The sequence below is a fragment of the Larkinella sp. genome (genome assembly GCF_965227735.1).
GTDB lineage: Bacteria > Bacteroidota > Bacteroidia > Cytophagales > Spirosomataceae > Larkinella.
Genome location: NZ_OZ245776.1, coordinates 1503536 through 1527504 on the forward strand (window position 1 = coordinate 1503536; position 23969 = coordinate 1527504).

At 53.4% G+C, this 23969-nt stretch carries 18 protein-coding genes; 16 read left to right on the forward strand and 2 right to left on the reverse strand.

Annotation, left to right across the window (positions count from 1 at the left end):
• Positions 1-208 precede the first annotated feature (208 nt).
• Both ACO064_RS05985 and ACO064_RS05990 read right to left on the reverse strand, forming a co-directional pair.
• Complete coding sequence (locus ACO064_RS05985; RefSeq protein WP_421826483.1) at positions 209-3040, reverse strand: hypothetical protein; 2832 nt, start codon at positions 3038-3040, stop codon at positions 209-211.
• A 132-nt stretch (positions 3041-3172) separates the two neighbouring features.
• Positions 3173-3295, reverse strand: coding sequence for a hypothetical protein (locus tag ACO064_RS05990; RefSeq protein ID WP_421826484.1), 123 nt, complete (start codon positions 3293-3295; stop codon positions 3173-3175).
• Positions 3296-3305: 10 nt separating this feature from the next.
• Between ACO064_RS05990 and wecB the strand changes: the two genes are divergently transcribed.
• From wecB to ACO064_RS06070, 16 genes are all read left to right on the forward strand, one after another.
• A complete protein-coding gene (wecB, locus tag ACO064_RS05995; RefSeq protein WP_421830995.1) occupies positions 3306-4394 on the forward strand; it encodes a non-hydrolyzing UDP-N-acetylglucosamine 2-epimerase in 1089 nt (362 codons plus the stop codon).
• 344 nt (positions 4395-4738) lie between these two features.
• Positions 4739-7024, forward strand: a complete 2286-nt coding sequence (locus ACO064_RS06000; RefSeq protein WP_421826485.1) for an SLBB domain-containing protein — start codon at positions 4739-4741, stop codon at positions 7022-7024.
• 12 nt (positions 7025-7036) lie between these two features.
• Complete coding sequence (locus ACO064_RS06005; protein WP_421826486.1) at positions 7037-8116, forward strand: Wzz/FepE/Etk N-terminal domain-containing protein; 1080 nt, start codon at positions 7037-7039, stop codon at positions 8114-8116.
• 59 nt (positions 8117-8175) lie between these two features.
• A complete protein-coding gene (locus tag ACO064_RS06010) occupies positions 8176-8943 on the forward strand; it encodes a hypothetical protein (protein ID WP_421826487.1) in 768 nt (255 codons plus the stop codon).
• On the forward strand, positions 8940-9524 hold the full coding sequence (locus ACO064_RS06015) for a lipopolysaccharide biosynthesis protein (RefSeq protein ID WP_421826488.1): 585 nt from the start codon (positions 8940-8942) through the stop codon (positions 9522-9524). The genes ACO064_RS06010 and ACO064_RS06015 overlap by 4 nt, the downstream gene beginning before the upstream one ends.
• A complete protein-coding gene (locus ACO064_RS06020) occupies positions 9521-10732 on the forward strand; it encodes a glycosyltransferase family 4 protein (protein WP_421826489.1) in 1212 nt (403 codons plus the stop codon). Before ACO064_RS06015 ends, ACO064_RS06020 begins: the two co-directional genes overlap by 4 nt.
• A gap of 8 nt (positions 10733-10740) precedes the next feature.
• Positions 10741-11874, forward strand: coding sequence for a glycosyltransferase (locus ACO064_RS06025; protein WP_421826490.1), 1134 nt, complete (start codon positions 10741-10743; stop codon positions 11872-11874).
• Between the two features lie 80 nt (positions 11875-11954).
• The gene (locus ACO064_RS06030) at positions 11955-13196 is read left to right on the forward strand and encodes a hypothetical protein (RefSeq protein ID WP_421826491.1); all 1242 of its coding nucleotides are present in this window, start codon (positions 11955-11957) and stop codon (positions 13194-13196) included.
• Positions 13193-14347 carry a glycosyltransferase gene (locus ACO064_RS06035; RefSeq protein ID WP_421826492.1) on the forward strand — a complete coding sequence of 385 codons (1155 nt, stop codon included), beginning with the start codon at positions 13193-13195 and terminating at the stop codon, positions 14345-14347. Before ACO064_RS06030 ends, ACO064_RS06035 begins: the two co-directional genes overlap by 4 nt.
• 30 nt (positions 14348-14377) lie before the next feature.
• Positions 14378-15112, forward strand: a complete 735-nt coding sequence (locus ACO064_RS06040; RefSeq protein ID WP_421826493.1) for a hypothetical protein — start codon at positions 14378-14380, stop codon at positions 15110-15112.
• 111 nt (positions 15113-15223) lie between these two features.
• Positions 15224-16030: a class I SAM-dependent methyltransferase gene (locus ACO064_RS06045; protein ID WP_421826494.1), complete on the forward strand. Its 807-nt coding sequence runs from the start codon at positions 15224-15226 to the stop codon at positions 16028-16030.
• A gap of 123 nt (positions 16031-16153) precedes the next feature.
• On the forward strand, positions 16154-18058 hold the full coding sequence (asnB, locus tag ACO064_RS06050; RefSeq protein WP_421826495.1) for an asparagine synthase (glutamine-hydrolyzing): 1905 nt from the start codon (positions 16154-16156) through the stop codon (positions 18056-18058).
• Positions 18055-20232, forward strand: coding sequence for a bi-domain-containing oxidoreductase (locus tag ACO064_RS06055; protein ID WP_421826496.1), 2178 nt, complete (start codon positions 18055-18057; stop codon positions 20230-20232). Before asnB ends, ACO064_RS06055 begins: the two co-directional genes overlap by 4 nt.
• Complete coding sequence (locus tag ACO064_RS06060; protein WP_421826497.1) at positions 20229-21788, forward strand: heparinase II/III domain-containing protein; 1560 nt, start codon at positions 20229-20231, stop codon at positions 21786-21788. Before ACO064_RS06055 ends, ACO064_RS06060 begins: the two co-directional genes overlap by 4 nt.
• Positions 21785-23032, forward strand: coding sequence for a glycosyltransferase family 4 protein (locus ACO064_RS06065; protein WP_421826498.1), 1248 nt, complete (start codon positions 21785-21787; stop codon positions 23030-23032). The genes ACO064_RS06060 and ACO064_RS06065 overlap by 4 nt, the downstream gene beginning before the upstream one ends.
• Positions 22965-23960 (forward strand): NAD-dependent epimerase/dehydratase family protein, encoded by a 996-nt coding sequence (locus tag ACO064_RS06070; protein WP_421826499.1) that lies wholly within the window; start codon positions 22965-22967, stop codon positions 23958-23960. Before ACO064_RS06065 ends, ACO064_RS06070 begins: the two co-directional genes overlap by 68 nt.
• The last annotated feature ends 9 nt before the right edge of the window (positions 23961-23969 follow it).

Sequence of the window (23969 nt, forward strand, 5' to 3'; positions counted from 1 at the left end):
ATGAATTCCCAGGAAACGGTGGTGCAGTGGCAATTCGGGTCTTTGGGCGCGGTCCAGCTACCGGTCAATTCACGTTTTTTGTTCTTTTTCACGTCCAGTTTCGTCCAGGAAAATTTTCCGCGGTCATAGCCGAAGGTTTTGCCATCATCGTCGCAAGGAAAATAATCTCATAGCAGACCGTAAATAGATGGCTTTCCAGACGAATTGCTTATTGAAATACGTACCAGGTTTGACTTTTTGCGGGAATACTGACTTTCAGCGTTAGTTTGCTCCCATCCAGCGGCCGACTCGCAAACGCGCCGTCCTGTTTGCTCACGGCAACCCGGTTTTTCAAACCCGTATAGTATAAATCGACCGTCAACGTTCTCGTAATCGGCTCATCCAGCGGGTTATACACCATCAGCAGGCCTTTCTCTTTTCCGGCGGCATCCACGTGCAGAATGGCGTCGTAATCCCGCCCGTCGGGTCGGCGGAGGTGGATGAGGTCGGCGTCCAGAATGGGGCGGTGTTTCTTGTAAAAGCCCACCCATTTTTTCACCACGGCTTTGGTTTCCGGCGCGTCGTACAACTGCGGTCCGCGGTAACAGGCCTGCACACCCGCCCCGAAAAGATTCGCCATCCGCTGCTCGTAATGCGGTAAATGATCTTTCAACGGTTCGATGGTAGCCGCCGGGCCACCGCCGTGGTATTCGACCAGCGGCACAAACATCCAACCCATCGACGGCGTTTTTTCCCAGGTACCATCGTAGATATTCTGCCGTTCGATAATCTCCTGGTATTCACGGGGCAGCGACCAGTTCGTTTCGCGGTAGCCCATCGCAATCTTGTTGCTCCCCGCCAGAAAATACCAGTCGGGCACGTTCAGGTAAATGCCTTTTCCGCGACACCATTGGTAAAAATCACGGATTCGGGCAAACTGTTTCCACTGCGAATCTTCCAGACCCGCGTGGCCGGGGTGACTCGTGGAAGCGCAAATGTCGCCCGGATATGAACCGTCGTGCTCCAGGATGTCCATGCCGGTTTCTTTGTAAAAGCTGTATAAATTTTCGAAATACCGCTGTCCCCAGGCACTTTCCAGACAGGGCGAATGACCGAAGATGGGAGTCATGCCGGGCTTTGGCATCACCACGTCATTTTCTGTATCGATCGACCGGCTGGCCAGCAGGGAATACCCGCCAATGGCAATGCCTTTCGAGGCAGCGTAGTCCTTCAGTGCCTTCATGCGCTGCCGGTTTTGCCGGGTCGAATCTTCGATGTTAAAACCGCTGCCGAACGTCAGAATGGCCATTTCGAAACCGGCTTCCGCGCACTGATCGACGGCTTTTTTCACGTCGGCGTCGGCCGAACTGCGGATGTGCATCAGGATTGGATTTTCGGTCACCCAGGGCGCGATCGTGCGGTACATTTTCCGCTGCGCCAGCCCCCGGCGTTCCCGGTCACCGGAGTCATAGAGCAATTCCCAAAGCCGCATGCTTTCAAACGACTGCCCGCGAACAATCTTCTGCCCAACGCCCTGCCGGGGTTGGCAAACCAGCACCGACGGCGTTTTGAGGCTGTAATTGACCTGCGTGCGGTACGTCGCGTCTTCCTGCCATTCGACACAGGCATTTTCGGACGCGTTGGGCGCCATTGACTGGAATGCGAAATCGCTCTGGGCAAAAATCGGCGGCAATTCCCAGCGCCGTTTGACTTCCACAGAGTTTTCGGCCTCGGTCACGGCCAGGTGTTCGGTTCGCAGATTGTTCAACACAAAGCCATCAGCCGATGCGGTTTCGACCGTCACCCATTTACTGAGCAGCGGCAAACCGTCGTACAATTCGTAATGCACTTTCACGACCAAACCGTTCAGAAAATCCAGATCAGCCCCCGGATTCTGCGGGCCACCGAGCAAGGTCAACTGCTCAATCCGGCAGCGGCCCGTCGATTGGGAAGCAGGCTGCTCCGAGGTAGCGCCTTTCTGATCGGTTTTCCCGATTCGGATGCCTTTCGGAACCGAGTCCAGGTTGAGTGTGCGAAGCATTTTGTAACCAATACCGTCTTCCGAAACCGACAAAAGCACTTTACCCAACGCCAGTTCGATGCGCAGATACCAGGATTTGGCGGGATCGAAGCCCTCGAAAAACTCCCCCTGATCGCCATTTTGAAAACCAAACTGCCGATTACCAGGCGAAAGATAGAATTTCAACGGCGGCCGATCCGCAAATGTGAGCGCCACACCCGGCCCGTAGTACACACTTTGATCCGTTCCCGAATTGAGTTTGCAAATCACCACGGCGGTTTTTTCGGGCAATGGTCGTTCCGCAAACAGCGTGCTGTTGGCCGGAATCTGAATTTCACCCGCTTTGCCTTCATTCGTAAACGACGCGGACTGATTGCCCGGCGACGCCATGATTTTCCAGTCAGGCGACAGACTCCGAAAACCGTCGTCCAGCAGTTTCGTGCGCCGGTCATCGGACGTCAGGCGGTTTTGGTTATTGTGGATGATGTCATCTGTCGTTCCGTACGTAAACGTAACTTCCAGCCCTTTGGGGGGCCAGTCGGCTTTCTGCGTCGACCAGGCCGTCCGGCGGTTCCACTCCATCCGTTTTTTAATTGGAGAAACCTCATACGACAGCATTTTCAGGCTATACGGATCGGCTTTCATGGTTTTGAGCCAGCTCGTCAGCAGGTAGTTCTGGATGGGCTGGCCGGTCAGCCCGCCCACTTTGATCTCGTGGCCGTTGATCCAGAGAATGGATTCCGGCGACACCGACCGCAGTAGCGACTCCCCCGTCGTCAGGTTATCCAGACCGACCGATGCGCCGTTGGGTTCAAGAGAAAAGGTTCGGGTAATGAGCCCGTTGCTCAGGGCCAGAAAACCTTCTTTGGTTCGATAAACCGCCGATTTCTGGGCTGGGGCAGCCAGAAGCCAGTCAGTTTTGCTCCGCAGTTCTTCGCCGGAATACACCGGCAGACGGGCAATGGATTGGGCATGAAGCGCCGAAACGACGCTCCACAGAAACGCGATGGACAGAACGGGTCGGTAAAGGGAATGGGTCATGGAACTTGATACAAAACAGTCGGTGGTGGGAACGTCTTTTCGGAAAATAAGCGAATTCCAGCCGGTTTCCCGATTCCATCGGGGCTTTTTTTTATTCCTGATCGGCCCAGGCGATGCAGATTGGCAAAATTACTACGAATGCTTTCTTTCCGCGCGCTGTACTTTGTCGTAAACCGAATCGCGGGCGGTTTTGGGCGTTTCGCTTCGCACCGCAGCCCAACCCGTCGGCAGACTTGCTTTCTCCGTCTTCGCCATGTCTAAACCAATCAAGATTCTGAACATCGTCGGTGCCCGGCCTAACTTCATGAAAGTGGCACCCCTTCACCGGGCCTTTCAACACTACCCGCAGGTTCGCTCGATCATCGTTCACACCGGACAGCATTACGACGCCAAAATGAGCGACGTCTTTTTCAGCCAGTTGGAGCTTCCGAAACCCGATTATTTTCTGGGCGTTGGTGGGGGGTCGCACGCGCAGCAAACCGCCCGAATCATGCTGGAATTTGAAACCGTGATGGAAACGGAGCAGCCGGATCTGGTGCTGGTGGTGGGCGACGTCACCTCCACGATTGCCTGCGCGCTGGTGGCCGTTAAGATGCACGTTCCGGTGGTTCACGTAGAAGCGGGTTTGAGGAGCCGGGACCGGCGCATGCCCGAGGAAATCAACCGCATCCTGACCGACAGCATTTCCGACCAGTTGTTCATCACCGAGCAGGCCGGTCTGGATAATTTAAAGGACGAGGGCGTTTGTGCCAAAAAAGTGCATTTTGTGGGCAACGTCATGATCGACTCCCTGGTGCATTACCGCCAGAAAGCCGCCGAAACCAAAACCGTTGAGCAGCTCGGTCTAAAGCCGCAGGAGTACATTTTGATGACAATGCACCGCCCCGCCAATGTCGACACGGAAGCCGGTTTACGGAGCATCCTGCAAATCATCGAAGATACCGCTCCCTACAAAAAAATCCTGTTTCCCATTCACCCGCGGACGCTCCACAACCTGGAAAAATTCGGCCTGTCATCCCGGCTTTCCGCCATCGCCAACCTGACGCTGATGGAACCGCAGGGGTATCTGGAATTTCTGAACCTGATGGAACACGCGGCCCTGATCGTGACGGATTCGGGCGGTATTCAGGAAGAAACGACCTACCTGCAGGTTCCCTGCCTGACCTTCCGCGACAGCACCGAACGTCCTGTGACCGTCGAACTCGGCACCAACCAGTTGCTGGCCGATCTGAACCCGGAAACCGTTCATGGCAAAGTGCTGGAGATTCTGGAAGGCCGTGCCAAAAAAGGCACCATTCCCCCGCTCTGGGATGGAAAAGCCGCCCACCGAATCGCCGAGATTCTGTTTGCCTGACAAAAAACAAACCCGGCCCTAACAGGCCGGGTTGTTCCACGTTTCAAAGAGTTACCCTACCTCCATAGGATAACGCTGCAAGCTAGGCGGTTTCTATTGCGTGGACTATAGTAAATTTTCTATTTTACAGACAAATCAACATTCGTTCGGGTAGACCAACCCCTCCCCTGCCCATATTTGGCTAGTTTTCTACACGACTGCCCCGGGCCATCCGGCTATATTTACAACACAGAGCCCGGACCATGTCCCAGCCGCTTCAACGCAACTATAGCACTTTCATCGTGATTTTTTGGGGTAGAATATCTTGCAAAACAGTTCACTGGCAGACCGGCCTGGCATTGATCATGGCTTTCGGAATATTGACCTCTTCCGTAGCGCAAAAAGTGGCGGATTTAACCGAAGAGCAGGTTCAGCAATTTATTCAGCAAGCCAAATCGAGTGGACTTTCTGAGGCACAAATCGAACAACTGGCCTTATCCAGGGGATTTACCCAGGCCGATATTACGAAAATGCGCCAGCGGGTTTCCGACCTCAACACTGCCCCCAAATCAGAACCGGTTCGCGAGCCAACCGGCGGCCGCACCCAGTCGGAAGACTCGCCGGTTCCTGCTCCGACGCCACCCACCAGCGAAACCGCCCTGCACACCCCGACGGTCTTTGGTGCTTCTCTGTTTACCAACGCGAACCTGACCTTCGAACCCAATCTCCGGATTCCAACGCCCAAAAACTACCAGCTTGGCCCGGATGATGAGCTGATCGTCGATATTTTCGGGAACGCCCAGCAAACCTACCGCAGCCGGATCAATCCGGAAGGCACGATTCGTCTGGAAAACCTCAGCCCCATATCCGTCAATGGGTTGACGATGGAACAGGCCGAACAGCGCATCGTTGCCCGGCTCCGGCAATTGTATGCGGGCCTGAACACCCCTGGCAGTGGCATCCAGGCGCAGGTGTCGCTGGGAAACATCCGCAGCATTAAAGTCACCCTGATTGGCCAGGTCGTCAGGCCCGGCACCTATACCCTGTCGTCACTGGGAACGGTTTTTAATGCCCTGTATGCCGCTGGCGGACCGGACCCCGGCCGCGGTTCGTTTCGCGACATCCGGGTATACCGCGCCAACCGCCAGATTCGCACACTCGACATTTACGACTTTCTGCTTGGAGCCGACCAGAAAGACAACATTCGGTTACAGGATCAGGACATCATTTTCGTCAACCATTATGACACCCGGGTGGTGTTGAGTGGCGAGGTGAAACAGCCCGGTCTGTACGAAGTCAAAAAGGGGGAAATGTTGAAAACTGTATTGGCTTTTGCCGGTGGTTTCACCGACCGGGCGTATACGGCCTCGCTGACCCTGCGCCGGAATACACCCAAAGAACTCGAAATCGGTACCATTCCGGCCACGGCCATCGATGCCTTTGTACCCCAGCGCGGAGATCAGTTTGAGGTCGGCAGCATTACCGATCGCTTTAGCAACCGGGTGGTGGTCAGCGGGGCCGTATTTCGGCCCGGCACATACGCGTTGCAAAACAATGCTACCCTTAAACAGCTCATTTCGTCGGCGGAAGGCTTGCGGGAAGACGCGTTTCTGAACCGGGCTACCATCCGTCGGCTTCGTAAAAACCTCGATCCGGAATTGATTTCTGTTGATCTGGGGAAACTCATGCGGGGAGAAATGACCGACATTCCGCTGCAACGCGAAGACAATGTTACCGTTCTGGCGTACAGTGACCTCCGGGAGAAGCGAACCGTTGCCCTGCAGGGAGCGGTCAACAAACCGGGAACATTCGACTATGCCGACAGCATGAGCGTGGCCAACCTGATTGTTTTGGCGGGTGGATTTACCGAAGGTGCCACGGCCTCACGCATCGAAATTGCCCGCCGAATCCGGAATGATTCCACGGGTTTACCAACCAATCAGAACGTGCGGCTCTTTCAGTTTGATCTGGATGAGCACCTCCGGCTTAGCGAAGCGGATGCCCGTTTCAGTCTCCAGCCTTTCGATGAAGTGTTTGTGCGTACGTCGCCCCGGTACGAACAGCAAAAAATGGTGACCATAACGGGAGAAGTCAACTATCCGGGACGTTACGCTATCCGCGACAAATCGGAACGGATTTCGGATTTGATCGATCGGGCGGGCGGGTTACAAACCAGCGCCTTTTTGAAAGCAACCCGGTTTGTGCGAAAAGGAGAGCTGATCTCGATCGATATTCATCAAATTCTGCAAAAACCAACCGACAGTGGCAACCTGCTTCTGCTGACGGGCGATTCCATCGTTATTCCCCGGAAAGTTGAATTAGTCCGCATCCGCGGAGAAGTCCTGAACCCATCGACGGTAGATTTTAATCAGGCCAAATCGTTTCGCTCCTACATCAACGAATCGGGCGGTTTTACGTCAAAAGCCCAACGCCGAAAAGCATACGCCATTTATGCCAACGGTCAAATCCGGCGGACAAAACAGCTTCTGCTTTTTCGCTCGTTTCCCAAACCTGATCCGGGGATGGAACTGGTTGTTCCATCCAAACCAAAACGGGAAGAAAATAAACTATCGCCCGCAGAGCGGGTGGCTGTCATGACCGGAATCACGTCCCTGGCGGCTGTCGTCCTGACCATCATCCGATTATTTTAACCAGCGACTCTGATGACGACAGCAAACCATGTGACCATCACCCAGTCTCCTCAAGCCGGTTATTGGATGGATTTATCGCCCGGACGAATTGGAAAGGTGCTCTGGCGCAGCCGGACCCGGGTGCTTTCCATCACGGCTCTTTTTGCGGTGACCGGCGTTGTCGTCTCTTTGTTAACCCGGCCTGAATACGTCTCTGAAGCGCGAATTATGCCGGAAATTAGCCAGGGAACGGGCGATGTGCTTCAGAAACTGGCCTCCGTGGCCGGTTTTGCCGGTCTGGAATTTGGCGAAACCGGGGGCGTCGAGGCCGTTCGTCCCGACCTGTATCCCAACGTGTTGCAGAGCACGCCCTTTATTCTGTCGCTGCTGGAACAACCGGTTCCGACCAGCGACGGCGGCAAAACAAGCGTGTCTGCCATGCTAACGACACCGGATTCGTGGTCGTGGCTCACATCCAAAAAGAAGCCGGTCCCGCTCCGGCCCAATGCCAATCCGAACACCCTCCAACTCACGCAGGAGCAGCAGGATTTGCTGGAAGACATTCAGCAGCGGGTTTCGGCGAAAATGGACACCCGCTCCGGCATCATTACGGTATCGGCCCGCATGCCCGATCCGACGGCGGTGGCGGCTGTTACGCAGATCGCCCTGGATTATTTAACCCGATACGTATCGAATTATCGTACGGAGAAAGTTCGCCGTGACCTTGAATTTTATACCAACCGATTGAAAGAAGCGAAACGACGTTTCGAGCTTGCTCAATACAGCCTGTTCCGCTACAACGACCAGCACAAATACATGGTGGTGCAGGCCGCTTCCATGGAAAAACAGCGCATCGAAGCGGAATTGACCATTTCTCAGGTCGTTTATACAGAATTGGCCAAGCAATTTGAGCAGGCCAAAATTAAGGTGCAGGAACAAACACCCGTTTTTAAGGTATTGGAACCCGCCAAAATTCCCCTGAAACGATCGTCGCCCCGGCGCACGGTGCTGGTAATCCTGTATACGCTGGCGGGGTTTGTGGTGGGCAGTATAACGGCGCTGGCAGTGGGGTTCGATGTGATCGGACGGATGCGCCAAAGCCTGGCCGAGTAATCGCACAGAGCCGGTTTGGTAAGCCGGGAATCGTAATGAGTCATTTAATCCCGGAAACAATGTTTCGCCGTGTTTTACATTCCATAGCGGCCAGCGTAGTGGGTCAGGCCAGCCAAATTCTGATCCAGTTGATCAGTGTGCCGCTGCTGATTCAGCATTGGGGATTGACGTATTACGGCGAGTGGTTGCTGTTGTTTACCATACCGTCGTACCTGAGTCTGAGTGATGCCGGGCTCGCTTCGGCCCTCTCCAATGAACTGCTGATTATGGTCAATAAAAAAGACGAGTTGAAAGCGGCCCGACTCCTGGGAAATGGCATCACCGCGATTCTTGGCTTTGGGGGTCTGGGCGCGGTTCTTCTGGCGCTCGGATTGAAACTCACCGGTTTTACGACCTGGCTGAAGATCAACCACATCAGCGAATCGGACGCCTGGCAGACTTTGCTCTTTCTGATGATGTATGTGGTGCTGGCTCTTCAGCAGGAACTCCTCAGCACTATTCCCCGGGCAGAAGGAGACAACGCCAGCGGTCGGATTTGGATTACCGGCACACGTCTGCTCGAATTTGCCGTGGTGATCGTGCTGGTGCGCACCGGTAGCCAGGCTGCTGCGGTGGCAATGGCCTATTCGGTGGTGCGCGGCAGTAGCTGGGCGGGGATGTTTCTGTGGTATCGCCACCGCTACCCCTGGGTTCGTCAGGTCAAAACCGGCTTTTTTCCCCTGGCCGAAATCCGGCCCCTGCTTAGTCCTTCGCTGGCTTTTTTTGGATTTGCACTGGCCAATTCATCGTTCTGCAAGGCAGCACACTGCTCATTGGCGCTTTCATGACCCCGGTTCAGGTGGTGGTCTACACGACACTGCGTACCCTCAGCAATTTTATCCGGCAAATCATCAACGTCCTGACCTCCGCCATCTGGCCGGAATTGACTCGCGCGCTGGTGGCCCACAATTATTCCACGGCGATTCTGCTCCACCGCCGGGTTTGCCAGATTGCGCTCTGGTCGTCGCTGCTGTTTCTGATTGTCCTGGAAATCACCGGTGGATCGATCCTTTCCGTTTGGACCAAAGGTGCCGTACAACCCGAACAACCCGTTTTCACCCTGCTGTTGCTAACGTCTCTCCCCTACAGTTTATGGAATAGCAGCGCCACCACGGCCATCTCGGTGAACCGGCACCAATCGATCGCTCTGGCATTCGTGGTCAGCAGTTTAGGTTCTTTGCTGGCTGCCACCTGGCTGATTCCGTCGTATGGACTGGCCGGCATGGCCATCGGCCTTTTACTGGGTGACGGTTTCATGCTGTTTCAGGTTTTTCAGAACAGCCTCAGCATTCTTTCGGAAGAACGCATCGGGAAACTGGTGCCGTCCCTTGTCACGGATTTCGCGTGGTTAAACCCCTTACGCAAATGAGCAGACTCCGCCAATCCGTAACCGCCCATGCCGGTGCCCGCGACCACTACCAACTGAGTCTGGCGCTGCACGAAGCCAACTGGCTAAATCAGTTAATTACCGAGTCCTATGCCCCGGACTGGCTGTACCAAAGCCTACCCTCTTACGCCCAGAAGCGGTATTGTCCGGGTTTATCGGCGGCTAAAATCAGCCTATCCCTGCCCGCTTCCTGGAAAACCGCGAAAGCGCACGCCCTGCAACGCGACTACAGCTCCGCCATCGATAAAGCAATCAGTCTTACCGCCTTACGAACTGCGGAAGCCGCCGGGAGCAACCTGTTTCTCTACAGCTACTACGCTTTTCAGGCTTTCCAACAGGCCGAACAGGCTGGCATTCCGCACCGGATTTTATTCCAATTGCATCCGCATCCGCTTTCAGTGCGGACGCTTCTGTCGGAGGAGATCGATCGTTTGCCGTTTGCCAGCCAGTCGATTCGGGCTGAAACGGAGTTTTCGCTGGCGGATCAGCGGCTGGAAGGCCTGATCGCCGAACCGCAGTTGGCCACTTCCTGCGTTGTCGCGAGTCAGTTTACCCGAAAAACGCTGATCGAGAATGGCCTGGCCGCCGAGCAGATTCGGGTCGTACCGTATGGCGTCGATACGGCGGCTTTTCCGCAACGCCGGAAGGCTCCTGCGGCCCATCCATTCCGAATCATTTTTGTGGGCCGCATGAACCAGCGCAAAGGGCTGGCGGATCTGTTGCAGGCCGTCCGTTTGCTGAAAAGCCACACCATTGAGGTGATCCTTTGTGGACGCGGCTACATCGACCACAACATTTTAAAAGAATATAAAGACCTGAAAATCAAAGTACACGAAGCCATTGGATTGAGTCGGCTGGTGCAGGAGCTTCAGCAGAGTCACGTGTTTGTTCTGCCTTCGCTGGCGGAAGGTTTCGCGCATGTCATTCTGGAAGCCATGGCGACCGGATTGCCCGTCATCACGACGGAGAACACCTGCGGGCCGGATGTCATCGTGGAAGGAAAGCACGGGTATTTGGTACCCATCCGCAATCCGGAGCGGCTGGCGGTTTTGCTCGATGCCGCCATAGCCGAACAGAACACCTGGTTTGAAATGGGCCGTTTGGCCGCCGTTCAGGCCCGCTCGTTCACCTGGGCGCGGTTTCGGGAAGGAATTCGGGCGGTATACCAGGACCTTGCTGGCACGAACTAAAACCGGTTATGAGAAAAATTCGACTGAGTTTTTATACCAATATTCCAACCCCCTATCAACAGGACTTCTTTGAAGCACTGTCGGTTTATTTTGATTTAACGGTGGTTTACTACGCCAAAACGGAAACGGACCGGCAATGGTCGATCAAAACCGAAAACCGTCCCTATCAAATTCAGTATTTAACGGATACGATTGTTGCCCGGTGGATTCAGAAACGCCTGAAAGATTACCACTATAGCTGGTCCATCATCCGATTATTGATCCGTGACCAAGCCGATTATGTCGTTTTCAGTGGTGCTTACTGGATCCCGAATACGATGGTCGGTTTGATTATTTCTAAATTTAAAAATAAGACCATTGCCTTTTTTGGGGAGCGCCTGACGGATCCAGATTCTCCCTTTAAAAAATACGTGAAGCAACTGAGTCTTATTCCGGTAAAGTGGGCCTGTCAACGCTTGTTTTCGGGTGGAAAAGAAGCGGCACAATCTTATCAATCTTACGGTTTTACATCGTCTATTTCAATCATTCCTTACAATATCGACATCACCCGCTTCGATAAAAACAATTTAAATCATGACAAAATAGATTCCATCCGAAGCCGCTATAAACGCACCAATCAGCTTGTACTTCTTTCATCAGGTTCGCTGATTACCAGGAAGAATATGGCAACCTTAATTAAAGCCGTGAAAAGCAGTGATATGCCCGTTTCTTTCATAATTATTGGTGACGGGAATGAACGTCATTATCTGGAGGAATTGATTGGAAATGATGAGCGCATTCATCTGACAGGATTTGTTCAGGCCAGTGAGTTACCTTATTACTACAACCTGGCCGACATCTTCGTTTTTGCCTCCCGGTATGACGGCTGGGGCGTTGTAATCAATGAAGCGATTGCCGCCGGACTCCCCATCATCAGCAGCGAAAGCGTGGGAGCAGTCCGGGAATGGCTACTCGACGGCATCAATGGATTTGTGTGTCCGCCAAATGACCCCAAAGCGTTCCGGCAATCCATCGAAAAGTTAGTCAACACACCCGGTTTGCTGGAGAGTCAGGCTGCCTACAACCGAAATTTTCGGATCAAAACCAGTTCTACGTATTACGCCAGATTGATGTACGAGGCAATTAAACAAGACTTAGGATGATTTGGCTTTATATATTTCTTAATGCGGTCGTTCTCATCAACGGATTTCGGTACGTTCACCGAATGGGAACCCGACAGGTGATGCCCTTTGCCATCTGCCTGGTTTTATTGTCCATTTACTGCCTTTTCACACCAACGTATTTTTATCTGATTGATCGCCAGACCTCCATGGGAGATGATGGATTATTCCTTTTTACCGGCAAAAATATTACGGAATATTATGAAAAGGGAATGCTTTTTTATATGACCGCCAATGCACTTTTTATAGCCGGTTTTATATGGAAACGGTATCCAATGCATTCGCTCAGGTGTAGGATTAAACCAGAAGTCATTTCACGCCTTCAAAACTGGTCTCTTTTTCTCTATTGCCTTTTTTTCAGTATCGTGTTCATCGATATTGCCATTAGCGGCATCAATCCATTGGATATTTTACTGGGCAGTGCGGATGAAAGTCTGTTTGGGCAGGAGAGCATAACCAATTCGTATTATTTTCGAAACTGTGCCGATTGTATCATCACTACGATTGTACTTTTTGCGTATTTAAAGGGAAACAAATACAAAGTAACGGCCATGACCTTGCTGGCTTTTATTTTATTTGCCATCATGGGATTTCGTTACCGGATCATCTTGACAATTCTGGGTCTTATTCTGGTCTATGGTCTGGATACCAAAACGATCATTCCGTTCAGTCGGATTCTTTTAACCAGCATGGCGCTCCTCTATTTCATTTTTTTTATTACCTACAACCGTTGGAATTTCATACAGGGACGATTTTCGGATTTATCCTACAATCCGGTTGAATTTGAATATGGTGTTTTTTTCGAGCAAACCCGGGCTTCTCTGGCCGATTTTAATTTGATCCGGTATTATGAAGCGAATCCGGAAATCCATCATGATTATGGCCTGACGATGTTTGGCTACGTATTGATTAAAGCATTACCCAAATTCGTTTTCCCCAATGGTGTAAAACCCTACCCTCCCCCCGCGCTTACCGTTCTGGATCATTCCCTGGAATTACCGAAACAATGGGCGAGAACCGGCGAAGCGACGTTGCATTATGGCGCTTTTTACGGGGCATTCGGCGGGTTTGGTTTTGTCATCATGCCCTTTTTGATGGGTTTTTGGCTCCGCTTCGTCGTCAGTCGAAACCCGGCTTTCACTCCCCTCGGTTTTCTAAAACAGGTGGTTTTTTCACTGGCCATTTTCCAGTTTGTGACCCGGGGGTATTTCCCGCAGTTTGTGGATCATTTTGTTTACATCTCTCTTCCGGTTTGGCTGCTAAGCGGGCTGCTGAAACGGTCGACGGTTCTCAGTACACCATGAAACTACTCATTAATGCCTTTAACCTCGCTTCGGCCGGTGGGCTTAACGTAGCCCTGAATTTCCTGAAAAACGTCCCGTTTTTAAAAACAGAGGCCGACCACATTCATGTAATTGCACCACAAGCCTGTGGTTATGAAGCACTTGAATCGAATATCTTTAAAATTCATTACTTACCCAAAGCGCTAAACCACTGGATGACCCGGCCCTTGATGGACCATGTCTGGTATCCGAAGGTATTGAATGAAATCAAGCCGGAAATTATTTTTACCATGGGCAATTTTCCGTCCCCGGTCCCCTACAAACAGGTTGTTCTGTTGCATTTACCCCACCTGGCGTATCCGGAAGACAAAGCCCTCTGGAACCAGGTGGGGCCGGAGATTATCTTCAAGATCAAACTGCGTGACTGGGTTTTTAGAAGGCGGTTAACGCATGTCGACCTTTTGCTGGTGCAGACCCATACCATGCTGAAACGACTGTTGCAGGTGTATCCCCAACTTCCTTCAATACAGCTTTTTCCGAATGCTTACACGTTATTAAACAGCCATTCGACCTATGAATTGCCCGTCAAAAAGCAGCCCAACCTGACGTATTTGATGTGCTTGTCACGCTATTATCCACACAAAAATCTGGAAATCCTCGTTGAAGTGGCCCGGCTAATGAAAGTCCGACAGATGCCCTACCGGATTTTTATTACCATCGAAGCCTGGCAACATCCGAAGGCGAAACGCCTTTTGGAAATGATCGCGCAGGCATCGCTGGCGGATTTCCTGATTCCCATCGGCAATGTTCCCGCCGACGGTGTAGCCTCTCTTTATCAGCAGGTTGACGGGCTGATTCTGCCGACCCTGCTGGAATCGTTCACGGCTACCTACGTCGATGCCATGCACTTTGGCGTTTCTATTTTCACCTCTCAACGTGATTTTGCCGAAGAAATCTGTGGTGAAAGTGCGCATTATTTCGATCCGCTTTCAGCCCAAAGCATTGTCGATACGATTCATGCCGGCTATTCGAACGAGACCAACCGGCAACACAAGATTTCGGCAGGACGTCTGCGTTCAACGACTTTACCCGATTGGCCGGAGGTTAGCCGAACGTGCTGGGAATTACTGGTATCCCTGGCCGAAAACAAGGAAATAAACGTAAAACAATGACCAACTAAAACTGTCCTCCTCTTGAAAACCATGAATCTGATCACAACCCTTCGGTGCTTTCGCCCGCTCATTCTGCCCTTCGTGGGCATAACCGCCTTTCTTTTTCTGGATGCCTGCCAGCCGTCCACCACCGATCCCATCGCATCCGGTTACGACTACCAGCCCCTGGAAAAAGGCAATTACTGGATTTATGAAGTGACGGAACAGCAATTTGCCCTCAACGGCAGCGTAACGACCCAAACGTATCAGTTGCGGGAAACCATCACCCATTCGTACGCGGATGCCGCCAACGCCGACCCGACCGGCAGCGCCACCTTTCGCGTGGAACGACACCGCCGGATCAACGACAGCCAGACCTGGCAACCCGACTCCGCAAACAGCATACGGATCACTGATAATCAACTGGTTAAAACCGAAAACAACTTTTCCTATATCAAGCTGGTGTTTCCGCTCATCGACCAGTTTCAGTGGAATGGCAATGCTTTCAATTCGGCCGGGGAAGACCTGTATCAACTCAAAAATACCGGCAAACCATTCAGTGTTTTGAGCAAATCGTTTCCTGAAACCGCCACCATTGTCCAGCAAAATGACTCGACACTGGTGTCGCAGGACAAACGACTGGAAATCTACGCGCGCGGGGTGGGTCTGATTTATAAAGAAAAAGTACAATTGCAATTCTGCTCTTCAACGCCTTCCTGTGTTGGAAAAGCCCAAATCGACTACGGAATCCGGCAGTATTTTCGCCTGCGCGCCTACGGAAAATAAAACCGCAGCGTTCCGGTTTGGTCCCCAACCGCAGAATGGATGATTTTCTACAGGAACGCCCCCCTGCTTCTGACGATATTTGGTATGAGTACCGGACCAAGAACCGCCAAGATGAATGCGAAACAACAAGTCCACGATTTCTGGAACGAAGCCTCCTGCGGTGAAGACTTATATCTGAAGGGGGAAACGCTTCGTCAGAAATACCATCAGCAGGCCAAAGAACGATACGCCCTGGAACCGTATATTGCCGATTTTGCTGATTTTCAATCATTTGCCTATCGCCAGGTTCTGGAAATCGGGGTAGGCCTGGGGGCGGACCACCAGAAATTTGCGGAAGCCCGCGCCAACCTGCACGGCTGTGATCTAACCGAGCGCGCCATTGCACACACCCGTGAACGATTGGCCTTGTTCAGTTTGCGCTCGGAACTACGGGTCGCTGATGCCGAAAATCTTCCGTATGCAACCGACGCGTTCGATCTGGTGTATTCATGGGGCGTTATCCACCACAGCCCGGATACCCAGCAGGTTGCGGATGAAATATACCGGATTTTGAAACCCGGAGGACTGGCTAAAATTATGATTTATCACAAACACAGCTGGGTAGGCTACCTGCTCTGGCTGCGGTATGCACTCGCCCGGGGGAAGCCCACGACCAGCCTGGCAGCCATCTATGCCAACCACCTGGAAAGCCCCGGAACCAAAGCCTACAGCAAGGCTGAAGCCCTGCGGTTATTCGCCCAGTTTCGGCAGGTCTCCGTTAAAACCGTCCTGACCCACGCCGATTTGCTGACTTCACAAGCCGGTCAGCGGCACCGGAGCTGGCTGCTTACCATCAGCCGCCGACTGTATCCCCGCTGGCTGATTAGAACGTTTTTTCCGGGACACGGACTGTATATGATGATCTCCGCGACTAAATAAGCATTCAGGTAAAGTCCGTTGATCGTTCAGGTTTATAGTCACCCTTTAAATTATTGAATACCAATACTGTAACTAGCCGATTACAACTATAAATCATGAACTTTAAACCGGTTTACTTCTAGCATGTGCGGCATTGCGGGCATCGTCAGTACTTCCATTCCGCCGTCCGTCGATCTCCAATCGACCCTCCGCCACCGTGGGCCGGACGGGGAAGGTGTTTTCAATGCCCCGGGAATCCAACTGGCTCATACCCGTCTGTCCATCCTGGATTTATCGCCCAATGGCAAGCAGCCCATGCAAACCGCCGATGGTCGCTACGTCATTGTTTTTAACGGTGAGATCTACAATCACCTCACGCTGCGGGCTGCCCTGACCGACCGCTATATCTTTCGCTCGACGTCGGACACCGAAACGCTGCTATACGGTTTTGCGGCCTACGGAACAGCAGTTTTCAGAAAACTGAACGGGATTTTTGCCTGCGCCATTTTCGATACCCTCACGCGCCAGCTGGTGCTGGCCCGGGATCAGTTTGGCGTCAAACCGCTGTATTATTACCACAGAAACGGGTTACTGCTCTTCAGTTCGGAGCTAAAAACCATTGCCGCCTATCCGGGAATCGATAAAAGCATCGATTATCCGGCGCTCGTCAACTATCTGCATTTTCTGTATTCACCCGGTATGCAGACGCCTTTCCAGCACGTCAGCAAGCTGTTGCCGGGTCATTTGATTCAGTTGTCGATCGACGAATCCGCGTCCATCTGCATCAAGCGGTATTACGACCTGCCTTTCCGGGGCACCTATTCCGAACAATCCGAATCCCAGTTGCTGGAAGAACTTGACGAGCGGCTTTTCTGCGCCGTAAAACGCCAGTTGCAATCCGATGTTCCCCTGGCTTTTTTTCTGTCCGGTGGCCTGGATTCCAGTCTGGTCATGGCGATGGCCAAACGTGCGCATCCTACCGAGCGGCTGACCGGTTACACCATTCGCACGGCATTCCGGAACGGGAAGTTCGAAGGCTTTGAAAACGATTTGCCGTATGCCCGGCAGGTAGCCGCCCATTTAAACGTCGATCTGGTGGAAGTGGATGCCAATGTAGACATCGTCCGCGATTTCGACCAGATGATTTACCACCTCGACGAACCGCAGGCCGACACCGCACCCTTTAACGTCCTGAATATTTGCCGGGAAGCCCGCAAAAACGGGCATACGGTTTTGCTGGGCGGAACAGCCGGAGACGATGTTTTTTCGGGTTACCGGCGGCATCAGGCCCTGAGTATGGAGCCGTTTCTGAACCGGATTCCGCCCGCCGTGGGTCGCTTGCTAAACCGCACCATCAACCTCGGTACCAACGATGCGCCCCTGCTTCGGCGGCTTCGGAAATTAACCGCCGGTATGGGCCAGCTCCAACACGAACGAATGGCCGATTATTTTGCCCGTCTGCCCCTTGCCACCAACCATAACTTATTCGAAAGCGCTATCGGAAAAACGCTCTACGGCCACCAGCCAAGCCACCAGTTGCTGGCGGCACTCGAACGGATTCCTGATGAAAAAAATTTACTCAATCAATTATTATTCTGGGAGTTGTCATACTTCCTGCCGGATCATAATCTAAACTACACCGACAAAATGAGCATGGCGGTCGGTGTCGAAACCCGCGTACCTTTTCTGGATACCGAGCTGGTAGAATTCAGTACCAAGCTACCGCCCTCGCTGAAAATGCACGGACGAACCACCAAATACCTGCTTCGAAAAGTGGCCGAGCGGTATTTGCCGCAGTCCGTCATTTACCGCCCCAAAACCGGCTTCGGTACGCCCCTGCGCGACTGGCTCCGCACCGGCCAGTTGAACGAAATGCTCCAGCGGTATCTCTCCGTAGAAAGTCTCCGACAACGGGGCATTTTCGATCCGGTAGCCGTAAACCAGTTAATTCGGGATAATCAAAACGGAAAACTCGATGCGTCCTATTCCATCTGGGGATTGATGGCCATTGAGTCCTGGTTCCGCCAATTTGTAGACCTCAACGAATGAAACAACTGATTCTTCACCTGAAAACGGGGAACACCTTACTGGAAGACGTACCGGCCCCACAAGTTCGACGCGGGCAGGTGCTCATTCAAACGCGCCGGACGCTGGTTTCGCTCGGCACCGAACGGATGCTGGTCGAATTTAGCCGCGGCAGCCTGATTTCGAAAGCCCGCCAGCAACCCGACCGCGTGAAGCAGGTGCTGGAAAAAATCCGAACCGATGGCCTGATTCCAACGCTGGAAACGGTTTTTAACAAACTGGACCAACCACTGCCGCTGGGCTACTGCAACGTTGGCGAGGTGGTGGCCCTGGGAGAGGGCGTCACCGATTTATCCGTTGGCGACCGCGTGGCTTCCAATGGACACCATGCCGAAGTAGTTTGCGTTCCGCGGAATCTGGTGGCGCGCGTACCCGACCGTGTCAGCGACGACGAAGCGGTTTTTACCGTCATTGGTTCCATCGGGTTGCAGGGCGTCCGGCTATTGAATCCGACGCTGGGCGAAACCGTGGTGGTCGTCGGCCTGGGGCTAATCGGGTTGCTCACAGCCGAACTGCTCCGGCTGAACGGATGCCGCGTTATCGGACTGGATGTAGACGAAAAAAAGCTGGAACTGGCCCGCAGCCGGGGTGTAATTGCCCTGAATCCGGCGGGTGGTACCGATGCCGTAAAAGCCGTCCTGGCGCTCACCCAGGGCGTTGGCGCGGATGGTGTCGTGATCACAGCCTCGGCCAAAAGCGACGAACTGATTTCGCAGGCCGCCCGCATGAGCCGCAAACGCGGACGCATTGTGCTCGTGGGTGTCATCGGCCTCAACCTGAGCCGCGCCGAGTTTTATGAGAAAGAATTGACGTTTCAGGTTTCCTGCTCCTACGGCCCCGGCCGCTACGACGACCTATACGAACAACAGGGAGCCGATTATCCCCTTCCGTTTGTTCGCTGGACGCAAAACCGCAACTTTCAAACCATCCTGCAACTGCTGGAAACGGGTCAACTGGATGTCAAACCGTTGATAACGGAAGTGGTTCCGTTCGAAAATTTTGACCGGATTTACCGCGAAATTTCCCATTCAGCCTCCATTGCGTCGCTGCTGAGTTACCCGGAAAAACGGAATCTGGAACCGGTCATTCGATTGCGGGAAAGTCAATACGAAGGCGTTGGAACGGCGGTCGCGGGCCTGATTGGTGCCGGTAATTTCACGAGTGCCGTCCTCTTACCTGCTCTAAAACAAACCGGTGTCGCCTTAAAAACCATTGCCAGCGCCAACGGATTGAACGGAACTCTATTGGCCCAAAAATACGGTATTGCGCTCAGTACCACCGACTACCGGGAAGTCCTAAACGATCCGGACATCAATCTGGTGGTCATCACCACCCGTCACCAGCAGCACGCCCGGATGACCCGCGAGGCTTTGCTGGCGGGGAAACACGTTTTTGTCGAAAAACCGCTCGCCATCTACGAAGACGAACTGGAGCAACTGGTGGAGGTGCATCAGCAAACCGACAAAACGGTTCTGGTGGGTTTCAACCGCCGGTTTTCGCCCCACGTTCAGAAAATGAAAGCACTCCTGGGCGGTTCGGCGTCCGGCGATGTTCCAATGAACGTGATCGCCACGATGAACGCGGGTTTTATTCCGGCCAACTCCTGGGTGCATGACCGGGCCGAGGGCGGAGGACGAATCCCGGGCGAAGCCTGCCATTACGTCGATTTGATCACGTTTCTGACCGGCAGCCGGGTGGTGGCGGTTTGCATGAATGCGATGGAGCGGCAAATCTCCGAAACGAGCGATTCAGCATCCCTCCTGCTGCGGTACGAAAACGGTTCGACGGGCGTCGTTAACTACTTCGCCAATGGCAGCAAAGCTTACGCCAAAGAGCGATTTGAGGTGTATTCGCAGGAACGGACGCTGGTTCTGGATAATTTCCGAACGCTGAAAGGCTACGGTTTCAAAGGCTTCTCCGACTTGTCGACCCAACAGGACAAAGGCCACAAAGCGCAGTTTCAGCGACTGGTGGAGCAGGTGCGCACCGGCGGAGAACCGCTGATTCCGTTCGACGAACTGGTCAATACCACCCGCACGATGCTGGCCGCCCTCCAAAGTTTAAAAACCAGACGGTGGGTGGAAGTTGCCGCGGGGGTTAGTGTGATTCAATCGGCAGAACCGTCTCCTATTCTATGAAAAAATGGCGGCTTTATTGGAACACCATCCGGTATTTGCGGACGCAGCAACTGCTTTATCAGTTGGTAAACCGCTTGCGTTCAAAACCGTCATTAACCCTAAAAACCGTTCCGCCCGTCACTAATTTTCTGGCTTTTACAGCTCCCGATAAACCGCAGCGTCTGACTGGACATACGTTCACATTTCTAAATCAGTCCGTTTCGTTTCCAGCGGAGGTCGACTGGAATTATGCAAAAAACGGGAAGCTCTGGCTGTATAACCTCAATTACTTTGATTTTCTGAATCAACCCGGTCTGGATCTTGAGCAGGGTATCAGTTTAATCCGGCAGTTTATGCGCCAGTCGGCGGAATTGAACGGCGGTCTGGACCCCTACCCGGTTTCGTTGCGCATCATCAACTGGATTCGTTTCCTGTCGCATCACCAACTCCGGTTAGCCGACATCAATGTTCATCTCCAGGCCCAGGTTCGGCTGCTGCAAAACCGGCTGGAATACCATCTTTTGGGAAATCATTTGCTGGAAAATGGCTTTGCCTTGCTGATCGGGTCTTTGTATTTTCAGGATCGGCGCTTGTACCAAAAAGCCATTCACCTCGTCCGGTCGCAACTGACTGAACAGCTGCTGCGGGATGGCGCGCATTACGAACGCAGCCCGATGTACCACCAGATTATCCTGGACCGGCTGCTCGACACCTGCCAGGTTCTGAAAAAAGACGATTGGCATGACGATCGCGACGCCGACGGTTTTCTGCTGGAACAGGCCCGGCGGATGCTGAACTGGCTGGTGACGATCACCTTTTCGGACGGAACGATCCCGCTGGTGAACGATGCCGCCGACGAAATGGCACCCACCACCGCCCAACTTCGCGCCAAAGCCGAACGAATCGGGATCAAACCGCAGCGCACTAGTTTATCAGACAGCGGTTTTCGCCATTTCCTGACGCCGAAGTATGAAGCTCTGGCCAAGGTCGGCACCATCGGACCGGCTCATCAGCCGGGTCACGCACACGCCGATGTCTTTCATTTTGAGCTTCACGTCCACGGTCAGCCGGTTCTGGTGGACAGCGGCACTTCTACGTATGAGATCAACGCCCGGCGACAATGGGAACGCAGCACGGCAGCCCACAATACCGTGCAGGTTTTCGATGCCGATTCGTCGGACGTATGGGGCGGTTTTCGCGTGGGACGACGGGCAACGGTCACGCTGCTGGAAGAAACACCCACCCTCATCCGGGCGCAACACGATGGTTTTCAGCACCTCGGCATCCGTCACGAACGCCAGTGGGTCGTGGCTCCCGACCGATTGACAATCATGGACCGGATCGACGACGGGCCAACCGCTGTGGTCCGCTTTTATCTGGCGCCCGGCGTTCGGCCGCTGGTGATAAACCCCAATCGCCTGCGCTTTTCCTGGGGTGACATGGAGTGGCAAAATGCGCTCGAAGTCAGCCAGAAAGGGGTTCAGGTTGCCCGGCAGTTCAATCAGCTTCTGCCGACGCTGGTGATTGAGGTTCAGTTCAAAAAAACAGTACGGACGATAATTACCTGTGTGGAATGAAAATTGTCTATTTTTATCAATACTTCTCAACGCCAAAGGGTTCCTGGGGAACCCGCGTGTACGATTTTGCCAAACAATGGACAGAAAAAGGCCATTCGGTCACCGTTGTCACCAGCATTTACGCGAAGTCGGATTTGAAGGCCAGCCGCTGGACCGAAGAACAAACCATCGACGGCATCCGGGTGAAAATCCTGAACCTCCGCATCGACAACAAGCAGTCACCGCTTCGGCGAATCTGGACCTTTCTCGCCTTCTCGATCTGGTCGAGCTGGTATGCCCTGACGTTGCCCGCTGATGTCGTCGTGGCTTCTTCCGGCCCCATTACGGTGGGCATTCCCGGTTTGGTAGCCCGGTATTTACGGGGTCGGAAGCTGGTTTTCGAAGCCCGGGATCTGTGGCCCGACACGGCCATTCTGATGGGCGCGCTACCTCATCCGGTTCTCCAAAAACTGGCGTACCGGTTTGAGCGGCTCTGCTACCGGGCCGCACACCTGATCGTTGCCCTTTCGCCCGGCATTCAGCAGAACATTGCCCGGCGCTGCGGTTTCGACCACAGCATTTCCATCCCCAACGCAACCAACCTGGATCTGTTCGGGACGCCCGTTGCCAACGTTCCGCTGCCTGCTTTACTGTCGGGTAAAAAAGTCGTTATTTACACGGGAAACATCGGAGCTGTCAATAATTCCACCCTGCTGTTCGAAACGGCCAAAGCCCTGCGCCACCGAACCGACATCGTGTTGCTGCTCATTGGCGATGGACAACAGAAGCAGGAACTTCTGGCAAAACAGCAACAGGACGCCTTGCCTAATTTCTTTATTTATGATTTAATGCCTAAAAACGAATTGGTGGCCTACGTCCGTCAAGCCTGGTTAGCCATTGTCCCCCTCAAACGCGCGCCCCTGCTCGACACCTCATCGCCGAACAAACTGATGGAAGCCCTGGCCGCCGGAACGCCGGTCATCCAGACCACCGATGGTTGGATAAAAACCTTCCTGGAAGAACACCAGTGCGGTTTTACATTTAGTTCGGATGATCCGGCAGCCCTCGCGGCATTGCTCATTTCATTGGCCGACGACCCCACCTGGCGTCCGGCCATGAGCCAGCGGGCAGCGGCTGTGGCCCGGCGTCTGTTCGACAAGAACCAGTTAGCGACCGACTATTTAACCGCTTTAACCAATGTCTGCCAATCCAAACCCCAAGCCACCGACCGCCTTACTGACCGGACACAATGGATTTCTGGGTAAATACCTGGCCCGAAGTTTGACAGAAACCGGGTATCAGGTTTTAACGCTGGGACGAACCGAAGGCGTTATTCGCACCGATCTGGCAACCCAACAACCGGACTTGTCTGGAAATGTCATCAATCTGGTGGTTCACGCGGCCGGAAAAGCGCACAGCCTACCGCAGAGTGTGGAAGAAGTCCAGGCTTTTTTCCAGGTAAACCGGGACGGCACCCGTCGGTTGCTGCAAGCGCTTGAACGGCTGAAAACACGGCCCGATGCCTTCGTTCTTATCAGTACGGTGGCGGTTTATGGGTGCGAAACGGGGGAAAAGATAAGTGAAGAAGTCACTTTGAGCGGAAAAACACCGTATGCTGAAAGCAAAATACAGGCCGAGGCATTGGTGCAAACCTGGTGCGCACAGCAGGGCGTCCGGTGCTGCATTTTGCGATTGCCGCTGATTGTCGGTACCGATGCGCCCGGTAATTTAGGGAAAATGGTGCAGGCCATTCGGCGTGGGCGCTACGTCCACATCGGTGCCGGTTCGGCCCGGCGGAGCATGGTGCGTGCCGACGATGTGGCCCGAATGATTCCGAAAGCCGCCCAGACCGGCGGAATTTATAACCTGACCGACGGCATTCATCCGTCGGTGCGGGAATTGGGGGACGCCGTTGCCCGGCAAATCGGCCAACGAACGATCCCAACGGTTCCAATCGGTTTTGCCCGGATTGTGGCCCGGCTGGGAGATGGCATCAATGGGATCATCGGACGGAAATTCCCCTTCGATTCGATTACTCTGGAGAAAATGACGGGTTCTCTAACTTTTTCGGACCAGTTGGCCCGGGAAAAACTAGGCTGGCAACCGCGTTCGGCCCTCTCTTTTTTCGCTCCGGATTTGGACATCGACCGTAACTTTATCCAACCCGCTGATAAACGGGAACAGACCTATTAACCATTTCGT